Genomic DNA, 13,224 nt, shown 5'->3' on the forward strand with positions numbered 1-13,224 from the left:
TTTTTGTAGTGGGCAGGAGGATATAGTTATGGTCAAAAACTTAGAGCAACTGGCGGCATTACTGCCGTATGCAGCAATATATGGTCGACTTGACAGAGAAATTAAGGCAGTGGCCCACGATTCCCGCAAGGTAGTTCCCGGTACTTTGTTTGTTTGTCTAACCGGGGTTCATGTTGATGGGCACGATTTTGTTGTTGATGCCATAACGCAAGGCGCAGTGGCGGTGCTTGTAGAAAAAGATATACCAACAGCAGCGTATGGCGACATAACTATTATTAAAGTTGAGAATACCCGTACGGCAATGCAGGCCGTTGTGCCGTATTTTTTTGATTATCCGGGTCAGCGGTTAAGAATGATTGGCGTTACTGGCACTAATGGGAAAACAACGACAACCTACCTGATTAGAAGTATTTTACGGCAGGCCGGCTATAAGGTAGGCCTAATTGGTACGATTCAGACAATGATTGACGATAAAATATTGCCAGTAAAAAATACTACGCCTGATGTAATCGAACTACAAAGTATGCTGGCTGAAATGGTCAATAGTGGTATGGAATATGCAATAATGGAAGTCTCGTCACATGCTTTGGCGTTGGGCCGGGTAACCGGCTGTGAATTTGATGTTGGCGTATTTACCAATATGACGCAAGATCATCTGGATTTTCATCAAACATTTGAAAATTATATTGAGGCCAAAGCAGAGTTATTCCGGAGCTTAAATAGACCTGGCAGTAAGAAGAGCGGTAAAGCAGCCATTATTAATTTTGATGATGCTGCCGGTAAAACGATGGCAAATAATTCGGATTGCCCGATAATCAGTTATGCCATTAATAGCTCTGCCGCCTTAACTGCCGACAGTCTGAAGGTAGAAGCGGCTGGTTCCAGTTTTAGCATCAATGGAGCGTTCGGGTCTATGCCGCTGAAACTAAGTATTACCGGCATGTTTAATGTCTATAATGTGTTAGCGGCAACCGGGGTTGCGATGGCGGAAAAAGTTGAACCAGCCATTATCAAACACGCGCTCGAAAGCTTCATCAGTGTACCTGGGAGATTTGAATTAGTGAATGCCGGCCAACCGTTTACAGTCATTGTTGACTATGCTCATACGCCAGATGGTTTAGAAAACGTCCTAAGAACGGCCAAACAGTTTGCGACAGCCAGAATTATTGTAGTATTTGGCTGTGGTGGGGACCGTGACCGTACTAAACGACCAATTATGGGCAAATTGGCCGCGTTATATGGCGATATCGTACTGGCTACATCAGATAATCCCCGCAGTGAAGAACCAGGAAAAATACTGGAAGATATCGAAGTGGGTATTAAAGACGGTATGACGAGTGCTAATGCTGCCAAAAGTTATCAAATAATCATTGACCGGCGTCAGGCCATTACTCAGGCAATTAAATTGGCCGGGCCACAGGATGTAGTACTTATTGCTGGTAAAGGGCATGAAACTTACCAGATATTACAGGATAGAACGATTGATTTTGATGATCGTCAGGTGGCTCGTGAGGTTATCGGGGAGATGAGAACAAATGCCTGATTTTAGTTTAACTGAGGTGTTAAAGGCTACCGAGGGTCGTTTGATCAGTGCCGCCGGCGGCAAATTTTTTCGTGGTATTTCCACAGATACCAGGACTGCTCAGCCCGGGAATTTGTTTATTGCTTTAGCGGGTGAACGCTTTGACGGGCATGAGTTTATTGCTCAGGCTGCCGGTAAGGGCGCAGTTGGTGTCATTGTTAGCAGGCCGGCAACTGTGCCTGAAAACGTAACTGTAATAGAAGTGAAGGATACTCTGGTTGCTTTGCAGGCATTAGCAAGGTTTCACCGCAAACGGTATCATATCCCTGTAGTCGCTGTAACAGGCTCTAACGGTAAGACTACCACCAAAGATATGCTTGCTGCTGTATTAGCCAGCAGGTTTAGTGTGCTTAAGACAGAGGCCAATTTTAATAATGAGATTGGCCTGCCCCTAACCCTGTTAAAACTTGAGCCAGGCCATGAAGCTGCTGTTGTTGAGATGGGCATGCGCGCTTGTGGGGAAATTCATGATCTGACTGAAATCGCTTTACCTACAGTAGGGGTAGTGACCAATGTAGGCGAAACTCATATGGAAATTCTTGGTTCAATTGAGAATATCGCTGCTGCTAAGTCTGAATTAGTAGTAGCAATCGCACATGATGATTTAGTGGTGCTTAATGCCGACGATCCACATGTTCGGGCTATGCAGAAACGGGCGCAGGGTCGAGTGGTGTTATATGGCTTAAGCCCAGAGGCAGCTGTGCGTGCCGAGAACATATCTACCGGGGAAAACAATGAATTAATAACCACCTTTGATTGTTGCAGCCCCCGTGGCTCTTTTCCTGTCATTTTACATACGGTGGGTGTACACAATGTGTATAATGCACTGGCGGCTATCGCTGTCGGGTTGGAATTAGGATTGCAGACAAATGACGTAAAACTCGGGATTAGCAATTTTATTCCCGGAGCGATGCGTCTTGAGATAAAACAATATGGCGATTATACAGTTATCAATGATGTATATAATGCAAGCCCGCTATCAATGGCAGCAGCACTTAATACGTTGTCAGATATTAGCAAAGGCCGGAAGATTGCAGTGTTAGGTGATATGCTGGAACTTGGCGCTGCTGCTGTTGCGGCTCACCGCAGGATCGGACAACAGACCGCTGAACAAGGAGTAGACATTGTCCTTACAGTGGGGGAATTATCAAAACATATTGTGGATGCTGCTGCCGAGCATGGTGTTAAAATCACCCATGCTTTTACCAGTCACAAAGAGGCAATTGCGGCATTACATTGTCTGATGAAGCCTGGTGATTATATTTTGCTAAAAGGTTCTCGCGGCATGAAGATGGAAATTATGCTGGAAGCATTTGCTAGTACATCGCTGCGATAGCGAGCCAATTCAGGAGGTTACGATGCAGGAATTGTTGTATGCTGCCGTGATGGCGTTTGCCATCGCTATAATGGCAGGGCCGTTGGTTATTCCTATATTAAAGCGGCTAAAATTTGGGCAAAGCATCAGGGAAGAAGGCCCTGAGCGACATTATGCCAAAGCCGGAACTCCTACCATGGGTGGGCTTTTGATTCTGGTGGCGCTTACGATTCCCAGTCTTGTATTTGCCGGCAAACACCCGGAGGTACTGTTAGCCTTATTTGTTACATTAGGACATGGGTTCATCGGCTTTCTTGATGATTTTATTAAAGTGGTACTTAAACGTTCACTCGGTCTTAAAGCCAGGCAAAAGCTACTGGGGCAAATCATTATGGCGCTGGCGCTCTCCTACATTGCAAGTATTTACTTTGGTCGTGGTACAGATGTCTGGATCCCTGGTTTTGGAGTTAATATTGATTTTGGGGCTTTATACTATCTGTTAATCTTCATTGTACTTGTTGGAACGACAAATGCTGTTAATCTCACTGATGGTCTTGACGGCTTAGCTGCCGGCACGACAACAGTTGCGGCATTAGCGTATGCTGTTGTGGCTCTTTCATTTGGCAAACCTGATTTAGCCATTTTTTGTGTAGCTTTAGCTGGGGCGTGTCTGGGTTTTTTACGGTATAACGCTTTTCCGGCTAAGGTTTTTATGGGTGATACCGGTTCACTGGCTTTAGGTGGTGCCCTCGCAGCTGTTGCTGTAATGACTAAAACTGAATTTTTATTGGTTATTGTTGGCGGCGTATTTGTCATTGAAGCGCTTTCAGTCATTATTCAGGTTATTTCTTTTAAGTCAACAGGTAAACGGGTATTTAAAATGAGTCCTATTCATCATCATTTTGAATTATCCGGGTGGTCAGAAACTAAAGTGGTGACGGTATTTTGGCTGGCTGGCGCTGTGTTTGCCGCCGTGGCTTTGAGTCTAGTGGCAATTAGCCGGTCTGGGGGGATGTAGAATGGATAAACAGACAGAATTTCTTAATAAGAAAATTTTGGTATTAGGTGCCGGTGTTAGTGGTATTTCGGTGGCTAATATCTTGCAACAGCTAGGAGCACATGTTACATTAAGTGATGCCAAGTCTGTCGATAAAATGGATAAAGATTTTTCTCAGCTAGCTGCAAATGGTGTTGTCTTGGCGCTGGGCAATCAAACTGAACTATTGTTAGACGGTATAGACTATATCGTGTTATCACCAGGGATATCTATCTATGTATCGCTGGTTGCTGCCGCTAAAAGACGGGGCATACCTGTAATGAGCGAGGTGGAGGTTGCCTATCGGCTGAGTAGTGCGCCGATTATTGCAATTACCGGTACCAACGGCAAAACAACTACAACAACCCTGATTGGCGAGATACTAAAGACTACTGGCCGGCAGGTAGCTGTAGGGGGAAATATCGGTGCTGCACTGTCTGAGCAGGCGCTTGAGGTTGATGCTGATGGTTTTGTAGTTGCTGAAATATCAAGTTTCCAACTGGAGGGGGCTACAAAATTTAGACCCCATATTGCCGCCGTCTTAAACCTGACACCAGATCATTTGGATAGACATCACACCATGGCAGTATATCAGGAAATGAAAGAACGGATATTTGCCAATCAGGATAAAAATGATTACTTAATCCTTAATTATGATGATGTCAGCGTACGGGGGATGGCTGAACGGGCATTAGGCAAAACAATGTATTTCAGCCGCAGACAGCAACTTGATCAGGGGATTTTTGAACATAACGGAACAATTATCCTGAAGTGGGAAGAGAAACTTATTGATATCTGTACAATCAATGATATTCAAATAAAAGGTGGACATAATGTAGAGAATGCACTGGCTGCCTGTGCTGTTGGCTATTTTGCAGGAGCTAGCCCTGAAGATATGGCTAAAGTCCTTAAAACATTCCAGGGTGTAGAGCATCGTATTGAACCTGTGGCTGAGATTGCTGGTGTAGGCTATTATAATGATTCTAAAGCTACCAACCCTGAATCAACGATAAAAGCGCTTGAGGCTTTTCCCGGTCATATTATTCTCATTGCCGGCGGCCGGGATAAGAATACTGATTTAACCGAATTCATGCAGTTGGCCAAAGAGCGGGTTGACCATTTGATTGTATTGGGCGAAGCGCAACAACGCTTTACTGAGGCTGCAACTCAGCATGGGGTAAAAAATATTCACAATGTGACTTCGTTTACTGAAGCAGTCACACTTGCGCGTAGTCTGGCTCAGCCACCGCAGGTAGTGCTCTTGTCGCCAGCCTGTGCCAGCTATGATATGTTTGATAACTATGAGGAACGGGGGAACGTGTTCAAGGATTTAGTGCGCCGGTTAGGTTAAGGGGGGAGCGAGATTGGCGGTCAGACCTAAGTCGCCCGACTATGTCATCTTTTTTGCGATCATTGGTTTGTTAGGATTCGGGATAGTAATGGTTTATAGTTCAAGTGCGGTTTCTGCGTATGTCAACTATAATGACAGCTACTATTTTCTAAAACGCCAGATGATTTGGGCCACATTGGGAGTGCTGGCCATGCTATTTACGATGAACGTTGATTATCATACATGGCGCCCCCTGGCGAAACCCGCGATGATAATTACCCTTATTCTATTAATACTTGTCCTTGTTCCGGGTTTAGGCAAAGTTGTCAATGGTGCAAGGCGCTGGTTAGGTTTTGGTTCACTGTATCTGCAACCATCAGAAATAGCAAAAATGAGTATGGTGCTCTTTACTGCCAATAGCCTGGCAAAATCGCAGGATAAAATTGGCAGCTTTATGAAAGGGATTGTCCCCCAATTACTGATGCTCTTGGTAGTATTTGGTCTAATTTTAAAAGAGCCTGATCTGGGAACAGCACTTGTTATTGGTGGTACGGTGTTTATTTTGTTATTTGCGGCAGGTGCCAGATTATCACATTTAGGGTCGTTAGGTGCCGTCGGTGTTGCCGCAATAGTTGCTGCGATTATTGCAGAGCCATACCGGCTAAAACGATTGTTAGCCTTTAGTGATCCGTGGGCTGACCCGTTAAACAGCGGCTACCATATCATTCAGTCTTTGTATGCTATTGGATCAGGCGGTTTGTTTGGTGTTGGCTTAGGCCGCAGCCGGGAAAAGTTTTTGTATTTGCCTGAACCGCATACCGATTTTATTTTTGCTATATTAGGGGAAGAACTGGGGTTTATCGGTACAGCTACTGTGATCATACTCTTCTTTCTCTTTGCCTGGCGGGGTTATAAAATAGCCATTTCAGCACCAGATATTTTTGGGAGTTTATTGGCTGGCGGCCTAACAAGTATCATCGTTTTGCAAGCCCTTATGAATATTGCGGTGGTTACCGCATCCATGCCGGTTACAGGAATACCATTGCCATTTATTAGTTTTGGCGGTTCTGCGCTAATTTTTACGCTTGCGGGGGTAGGAATTCTGCTTAATATATCACGATATGTAAACTTGAAATGAATTTAGGGGGCAACCATATGCGCCTGATTATATCTGGCGGGGGAACCGGTGGTCACATCTACCCCGCCGTTACTATCGCAAGAGAAGTAGCCAGGTTGAGTGACAATTGCGAAATCTTATTTGTGGGAACTAAACAGGGCCTTGAGGCTGATATTGTGCCCAAAGAAGGGTTTAATTTTACAACAATTGAAGTACGGGGGCTGGAACGCCGAATCTCCTGGCAGAATATCAAGACACTGTTTAATACTGCCGGTAGTGTTTGGGGTTCAGTAAAAATTATAAAAAAATTTAAACCTGATGTTGTTATTGGTACTGGCGGTTATGTGTGTGGTCCGGTGCTGCTGGCGGCCAGCCTGCTTAAAATACCAACCATCATTCAGGAACAAAATGTAATACCTGGTATAACTAATAGAATATTATCCCGGTTTGTTGATAAAATTGCTGTAGGATATAAGGAAGCTGAGCAATATTTTAAGCAGTACAAGCCTGATCAGCTTGTATTTACAGGCAATCCTATTAGACCGGAGATTATGTCGGCTATTCGTCGGGAGGGGCAAACCGAGTTAGAATTAGATCCCAATAAGCTTACGTTACTGGTAGTTGGCGGTAGCCGTGGGGCCCGCAGTATAAACAATGCTATGTTTGATGTGTACAAACATTTTAACAAGAGTCCACGCATTCAAATATTGCATGTAACAGGGCAAAACGAGTATAATAGCATAGTTGGCAATATTAAACAAGCTGGTATAGACATTTCCAGTGGTGGAAATATTATCATCAAACCATATTTGTATAATATGCCCCTAGCTTTGGCTGCCGCGGATTTAGCGATTTTCCGGGCGGGGGCTGTGGGATTGGCGGAATTAGCAGCCAGAGGTATTCCCTCAATATTGATACCATATCCCTATGCTGCCGAAAATCATCAGGATTTCAATGCCAGAGCTCTTGCGCGGCAGGGGGCGGCAACAGTTATTGCTGATAAAGAATTAACAGGGATTAAGCTAATAAATACCATTGAGAACCTACTAGAGAATCCGGCCATATTATCAAGTATGGCTAAAAAGAGCAGAGAGTTGGGCCGGCCTCAGGCGGCTGAAGCAATTGCCCGGCTGGCCCTTTGCCTAATAAAGCTGCAAAGTAAATAATAAAAGGTAACACCGGATGTGGGCAGCGCATACTATGTGGTATGCCAGAGCGGCAACCGGGTAGTTTAGGAGCAGCTCTTTCTGCCGGATGCGGGCGCCGGAGACGGGGTGCGCAAGAAAGGGGAGAAATACTGTTGTTAGTAGATGATGTAAAGAAAATTCATTTTATTGGTATAGGTGGCTCCGGTATGAGTGCTATTGCAAAAGTATTGCTTGATATGGGGTATGCTGTTTCAGGCTCTGATGCTCAGAAATCGGCTGTTACCTCCAAGCTTGAGCAGGCTGGTGCAAGGGTGCATATTGGTCACAGTTATGAAAATATTGGTGATACGCAAGCTGTAGTTGTTTCAACAGCTATCCCCGAAACAAACCCGGAGGTTAAAGCTGCACGTGACAAGGAGATTCCTGTATATCACCGGGCTGATATGCTGGCATTTCTAATGCGCAAACGACAGGGAATAGCTGTTGCCGGCGCTCATGGCAAGACCACAACTACCTCGATGATTGCCCTCATGCTTGAGAAATCGGGTATGGACCCGACGATCATTATTGGCGGTGAGCTAGAATCAATTGGCGGCAGCGCAAAACTCGGTCATGGTTCCTATTTAGTAGCTGAGGCCGACGAAAGCGATGGCTCTTTTTTGAAACTTGCACCGCATATTGCTGTTGTGACTAATATTGAGAACGATCATATGGACTACTACAAGACTATGGATAATATATTACGCACTTTCGATGAATTTTTACATAAGCTCAAGCCGGTTGATGGATTAGCCGTTTTGTGTTTCGACAATGCTTATGTCCGGAATATGGCGTCTAAACTTGAAAAGCGTTACGTGTCCTATGCGCTTGAGCATGATGCTGATTATACTGCGCGTAATATAAAATCCGATGGTCCGGTGACAATCTTTGATGTGCATTACCGTGATGAACTTTTAGGTACGGCTAGAATTTGTGTTCCAGGGCTGCATAATGTTGCGAATGCCTTAGCTGCTGTGGCTGTGGGGGTTGAAGCAGGGCTGAGTTTTTCTCAAATTGCTGAAGGCCTAAGCCAGTTTCAAGGAGCTAAACGTCGTTTTCAGTCTAAAGGTCGGGTAAATGGCGTTTGGGTAGTAGATGACTATGCTCATCATCCTACAGAAATAACGACCACCTTGTTAGGTGCGCGTCAAACGGAACCCAAACGGTTGATTTGCGTTTTTCAGCCGCATAGATATACACGTACCCAGTTTTTGAGTAAGGAGTTCGGCAGTGCTTTTACTGCGGCTGATATGCTGATTCTTACTGATATTTACTCAGCTGGAGAGCAGCCTATTCCGGGGATAACCGGCGAGACACTCAAGAATGAGGTTGAGCGGCAAACCAATCAACGAGTTACTTACATACCGGACAAAGATAAAATTGCCCGGTATCTAGCTGAAATTGTAGAGCCCGGAGATTTAGTAATGACCATGGGAGCTGGCAATATCTATCAAACAGGAGAAGAACTGGTAGAGAAGCTTATGCATCAGCAGTAGTAATCTGTAGACAATTATTAGAGATTAGAGAGATAGAAATAAGGGTGATTGTACTTGTCTGGGAGGGAAGACGATGGAGAAATTTATCGTCAAAGGAGAAGTACAACTATGTGGCAACGTCCGGGTAAGCGGGGCTAAAAACGCTACGTTGCCAATTATGGCAGCAACGCTCCTGTGTTCAGGCGTCAGTATTATTCACGATGTTCCATATTTGCGTGACATTCAAGCCATGCAGGATATTTTGACACTGATTGGGGCTAAAATATCCAGGCAAGGCCATACAATGCTGATTGACACTACTAATGTCAGCAAGGCCGAAATACCCGAGCATCTTATGCGGGAAATGCGGGCTTCGGTATTTTTGATGGGGCCGCTTTTAGGGCGATTTCGTAAAGTCAGAGTTTCCTACCCTGGTGGTTGTGCTATCGGTCCAAGACCAATTAACCTACATATCAAAGCTCTCGAAAAAATCGGCGCAAAAGTTGATGAAAGTTTTGGTTTTATTGAGGCAGAAGCGGCAGAATTAACTGGCGGCGAGGTCAATTTTGACTTTCCAAGTGTTGGTGCGACTGAGAATGCAATGATGGCTGCCGCACTGGCTAAAGGAACAACGATTATCCGCAATGCGGCCCGTGAACCTGAAATAACCGATTTACAATCAATCTTGAATAAAATGGGCGCAAGAATCAGCGGTGCTGGTACGGACACTATCAGAATTGACGGAGTTGCAAAACTTACTCCTGCGGAGCACACCGTAATGTGCGACAGGATTGAAGCAGGTACTTTTTTAATGGCAAGTGTTATGACGCGTGGTGATGTTGTCGTTGAAAATATTATTCCAGAGCACTTGTTTTCGGTCACTGATAAATTACAAGAAATTGGGGCTCAGATAGTTACCGGCAAGGATTATGTCAGGATAAAAGCGGGGGAACTTAGAGGTGTTGATATTAAAACCTTGCCTTATCCGGGATTTCCAACCGACCTGCAGGCCCCTATGCTGTCGCTGGTTACTATTGCCAAAGGTACCAGTATTATTACGGAAACTATTTTTGAGAATCGCTTTAAGCATGTAGATGAGCTCACCCGCATGGGTGCTAAAATCAAAGTTGAAGGCCGTACTGCTATTATTCGCGGTGTTCCAAGTTTAACCGGAGCCATCGTGGCGGCACCTGATTTAAGGGCTGGCAGTGCCTTAGTACTAGCGGCTTTAGCCGCTAAGGGAACCTCTGAGGTTGAGCAAGTCTATCATATTGATCGGGGTTATGAAAACATAGAGAAAAAACTGCAGGCTTTAGGGGCACAGATTGTACGGGTAACAGGGTAGTTGAAGGGGGGATATTGAATGAAAAATAAAAAAATTGCAGTTGTCATGGGTGGGCCGTCGGCTGAGCGGGAGGTATCACTGAATACTGGGAGAGCGATCCTGGGGGCACTGCAAGAAAAAGGATATAATGCCGTAGGTATTGACCTAATCCCCCGAAACTTTGTCGAACAATTAAAGAATGAACAGATTGATGTAGTGTTTAATGCTATTCATGGCCTCTACGGCGAAGATGGACTTCTGCAAGGTACACTTGAAATGTTAGGCATACCATACACCGGTTCAGGTGTGTTGGCCAGTGCTTTAGCTATGGATAAAGCAGTAACAAAACGCTTATTTGTGGCTGCAGGAATACCAACGCCTCGCTCGCGACTTTATAGCAAGCAGGAGGCCGGCGGGAACTTGGCCAGTGAGATTCACATGGAGTTTGGTATACCTGTGGTTATTAAAGCTGCTGCCCAGGGTTCAAGTATTGGGGTGACAATTGTGGAAGAACCTTCTAATATTGATTTTGCCATAACAGAAGCCTTTAAATTTAGTGACCATATTGTTGTTGAGGAATTTATTAGAGGAAAAGAATTGACTGTTGCTATACTTGGCACTGATCAGCCTGAAGTACTCCCGATCATCGAGATTGTTCCACAGTCAGGACGTTATGATTATAGGTCAAAATATACTAAAGGTGCTACCGAATATATTGTACCTGCCAGCTTGGCGGTTGAGACTACTTTCCGGGTTCAGCAGGTAGCGCTTGCCGCATATAAGCTGTTAAACTGCCGCGGGATTGGTCGTGTCGACGTAATGCTTGACAAGGACAATAATCCTTATGTACTGGAAGTTAATACTATTCCGGGTATGACAGCTACCAGTCTGGTACCTAAGGCTGCTGCTGCCGTCGGCATACACTTTACTGATTTGTGTGAGCGGATTCTATTGACAGCCGTTGATTAAACGTCTTGTGGGCAGCGTCGACTGATACTGCCCGTTTTTTTACATGTGCTGTTAGACAAGTTCACTTTATTTGATAGCTAAGCGCCACTATACTCCGCTTCTTAGTGACGGTATAGTGGCCGCTTAGCTCCTGGATTGCTTCAACTAAGCTTAGAAGTTCATTGGCATTTCCTTCTAAGCAAGTTTCACTTTATCTAGCGGGCAATCCGTTGTATAATTACTGCAGAAGATGTCTACAGGAGTGATAGCATGCAGACAGCAGAACGCTTGAAAGCGGCCAGGCGGCGGCGCAATTCGACCTTTGCGGCTTTGCTGGCGGCTTTAGCATCGCTGATAGCATTTTTTTTATTTGTAAATTCGCCATATTTTACAGTTGGGACAGTATTAGTCGAAGGTAATAAATATATCACTGTTGAAGATGTACTGCGGGTTGCAGGTGTTCCTGAGCAAGTAAATATTTTTAGACTGAAGACGGCTGATATAAAAGACCGGTTGATGAGTGACCTGCGGGTGGCTGAGGTTAGGGTAGAAAGAAGTTTCCCTGCTACTATATCTATCCACATTAAAGAGCGTCAGCCGCTGGCTTTTGTTGCCAGTCAGTACGGGTTTGTCGAAATTGACCGTCAAGGCATGGTTTTAGCTGCTTTAAAAAACCTCAAAGAGGTAAAAGTCCCTGTGATTACCGGGGTGAGATTGGGAAATGTTTATGTGGGCGACCAGGTAAACAACCCTGGGCTTTCCAGTGTCCTGACATATCTTGCGGCATTGGATGAAACTGCGCTAAACCAGTTATCAGAGGTTAATATTAAGTCGCCGGACGAACTTGTTGCTTACACGATACATTCGGTACACATTCGGGTAGGTGACAGTCAGCGTCTTCCGGAAAAAGCGAAGCTTACAGGCGAGATATTACAGGAGATTGAAGTCAAAAAGATGGTTGTTCAATATATAGATCTTAACTATAAATCACCGATTATTAAGATACGTGACAGATGAGGGAATTTTGAAAGGAGACGATACTTTGCTACCTATCAAACAAGGGCAATTTGCTATTGCCTTGGTCTGTGTTGTGTTGGGTATTATGCTGGCGGTACAATTTCGTACTACCCAGGATATTAGATCAAGTATTCCATACCAGCGGGTGGAAGATTTATCCCAACGATTAAGCCAGACAGAAAAAGAACGGGACGCGCTAATTAATCAGGTTCAAGAACTAAAGCGCACTTCTGGTGCGGAGGCAGCGTCCAAGGAGTTCGAAATGGTAAGGATGGGGGCGGGCGTAGTGGCTGTTGAAGGGCCTGGTATTATTGTAACTATTGATGACAGCAAGCGTCCGTCTAAACCAGGGGAAAATCCTAATTTGTACTTAATTCATGATGATGATATATTAAAGGTAATTAATGAATTATGGGCAGCAGGTGCAGAGGCAATATCTATTAATGAACAGAGGCTTATTGCCAGTTCCGAGATTCGTTGTGCCGGACCGACACTGTCGGTTAACAATTCACGGTATTCACCTCCTTATGAGGTTAGTGTTATCGGAGAGCCGACAACACTTGAAAATGCACTCAAAATGCGCGGCGGTGTAATTGAGACACTGCAGTTTTGGGGTATACAGGTAACGATCAAAAAGCAGGATGGTGTAAAAGTCCCCGCATATAAGGGGGCGTTTCGTTTTGAGTTTGCTAAGCCGGTTCAGGAAGGTGGTCGTTAATATGGTATTACCTATTACCGGACTTATTATAGGTATAATTATCGGTATCGTTTTTCCGATTACCGTGCCACTTGAATATGCTAAATTTATGTCGGTTGCATTATTAGCATCGTTGGACTCAGTTTTTGGCGGTCTTAGGGCCGGTATTGAAGAAAAATTTGATAATACTGTATTT

At 44.7% G+C, this 13,224-nt stretch carries 12 protein-coding genes; all 12 read left to right on the forward strand.

What is annotated here, in order from left to right:
* Positions 1-28: 28 nt before the first annotated feature.
* Positions 29-1,543: a UDP-N-acetylmuramoyl-L-alanyl-D-glutamate--2,6-diaminopimelate ligase gene (locus tag VN379_RS02465; protein WP_325530446.1), complete on the forward strand. Its 1,515-nt coding sequence runs from the start codon at positions 29-31 to the stop codon at positions 1,541-1,543.
* Positions 1,536-2,918 (forward strand): UDP-N-acetylmuramoyl-tripeptide--D-alanyl-D-alanine ligase, encoded by a 1,383-nt coding sequence (locus VN379_RS02470; RefSeq protein WP_325530448.1) that lies wholly within the window; start codon positions 1,536-1,538, stop codon positions 2,916-2,918. Before VN379_RS02465 ends, VN379_RS02470 begins: the two co-directional genes overlap by 8 nt.
* 22 nt (positions 2,919-2,940) lie before the next feature.
* Positions 2,941-3,915, forward strand: a complete 975-nt coding sequence (mraY, locus tag VN379_RS02475; protein ID WP_325530450.1) for a phospho-N-acetylmuramoyl-pentapeptide-transferase — start codon at positions 2,941-2,943, stop codon at positions 3,913-3,915.
* A 1-nt stretch (position 3,916) separates the two neighbouring features.
* Positions 3,917-5,284: a UDP-N-acetylmuramoyl-L-alanine--D-glutamate ligase gene (murD, locus tag VN379_RS02480; protein ID WP_325530451.1), complete on the forward strand. Its 1,368-nt coding sequence runs from the start codon at positions 3,917-3,919 to the stop codon at positions 5,282-5,284.
* Between the two features lie 13 nt (positions 5,285-5,297).
* Positions 5,298-6,401, forward strand: a complete 1,104-nt coding sequence (spoVE, locus tag VN379_RS02485) for a stage V sporulation protein E (protein ID WP_325530453.1) — start codon at positions 5,298-5,300, stop codon at positions 6,399-6,401.
* 17 nt (positions 6,402-6,418) lie between these two features.
* The gene (gene murG, locus VN379_RS02490; RefSeq protein ID WP_325530455.1) at positions 6,419-7,546 is read left to right on the forward strand and encodes an undecaprenyldiphospho-muramoylpentapeptide beta-N-acetylglucosaminyltransferase; all 1,128 of its coding nucleotides are present in this window, start codon (positions 6,419-6,421) and stop codon (positions 7,544-7,546) included.
* Positions 7,547-7,680: 134 nt separating this feature from the next.
* Positions 7,681-9,063, forward strand: a complete 1,383-nt coding sequence (murC, locus tag VN379_RS02495) for a UDP-N-acetylmuramate--L-alanine ligase (protein ID WP_325530457.1) — start codon at positions 7,681-7,683, stop codon at positions 9,061-9,063.
* 73 nt (positions 9,064-9,136) lie between these two features.
* The gene (murA, locus tag VN379_RS02500) at positions 9,137-10,387 is read left to right on the forward strand and encodes a UDP-N-acetylglucosamine 1-carboxyvinyltransferase (protein ID WP_325530458.1); all 1,251 of its coding nucleotides are present in this window, start codon (positions 9,137-9,139) and stop codon (positions 10,385-10,387) included.
* A gap of 18 nt (positions 10,388-10,405) precedes the next feature.
* Positions 10,406-11,335: a D-alanine--D-alanine ligase gene (locus VN379_RS02505; RefSeq protein ID WP_325530460.1), complete on the forward strand. Its 930-nt coding sequence runs from the start codon at positions 10,406-10,408 to the stop codon at positions 11,333-11,335.
* 249 nt (positions 11,336-11,584) lie between these two features.
* Complete coding sequence (locus VN379_RS02510) at positions 11,585-12,331, forward strand: cell division protein FtsQ/DivIB (RefSeq protein ID WP_325530462.1); 747 nt, start codon at positions 11,585-11,587, stop codon at positions 12,329-12,331.
* Positions 12,332-12,356: 25 nt separating this feature from the next.
* Entirely contained in the window at positions 12,357-13,049 is a 693-nt protein-coding gene (locus tag VN379_RS02515; protein WP_325530464.1) for a DUF881 domain-containing protein, read from the forward strand.
* Between the two features lies 1 nt (position 13,050).
* Positions 13,051-13,224, forward strand: a 174-nt coding sequence (locus VN379_RS02520) for a DUF1290 domain-containing protein (RefSeq protein ID WP_325530466.1), incomplete at its 3' end; no start/stop codon positions are given.

This window comes from Sporomusa sp. (assembly GCF_035561255.1).
Classification (GTDB): Bacteria; Bacillota; Negativicutes; order Sporomusales; family Sporomusaceae; genus Sporomusa.

Excerpts from the sequence above, each read along its gene's own strand:
- murD (WP_325530451.1), top strand. The coding sequence starts at position 3,917 with ATGGATAAACAGACAGAATTTCTTAATAAGAAAATTTTGGTATTAGGT.
- murG (WP_325530455.1), top strand. The coding sequence starts at position 6,419 with ATGCGCCTGATTATATCTGGCGGGGGAACCGGTGGTCACATCTACCCC.
- VN379_RS02505 (WP_325530460.1), top strand. The coding sequence starts at position 10,406 with ATGAAAAATAAAAAAATTGCAGTTGTCATGGGTGGGCCGTCGGCTGAG.
- VN379_RS02510 (WP_325530462.1), top strand. The coding sequence starts at position 11,585 with ATGCAGACAGCAGAACGCTTGAAAGCGGCCAGGCGGCGGCGCAATTCG.
- mraY (WP_325530450.1), top strand. The coding sequence starts at position 2,941 with ATGCAGGAATTGTTGTATGCTGCCGTGATGGCGTTTGCCATCGCTATA.
- VN379_RS02465 (WP_325530446.1), top strand. The coding sequence starts at position 29 with ATGGTCAAAAACTTAGAGCAACTGGCGGCATTACTGCCGTATGCAGCA.
- VN379_RS02470 (WP_325530448.1), top strand. The coding sequence starts at position 1,536 with ATGCCTGATTTTAGTTTAACTGAGGTGTTAAAGGCTACCGAGGGTCGT.
- murA (WP_325530458.1), top strand. The coding sequence starts at position 9,137 with ATGGAGAAATTTATCGTCAAAGGAGAAGTACAACTATGTGGCAACGTC.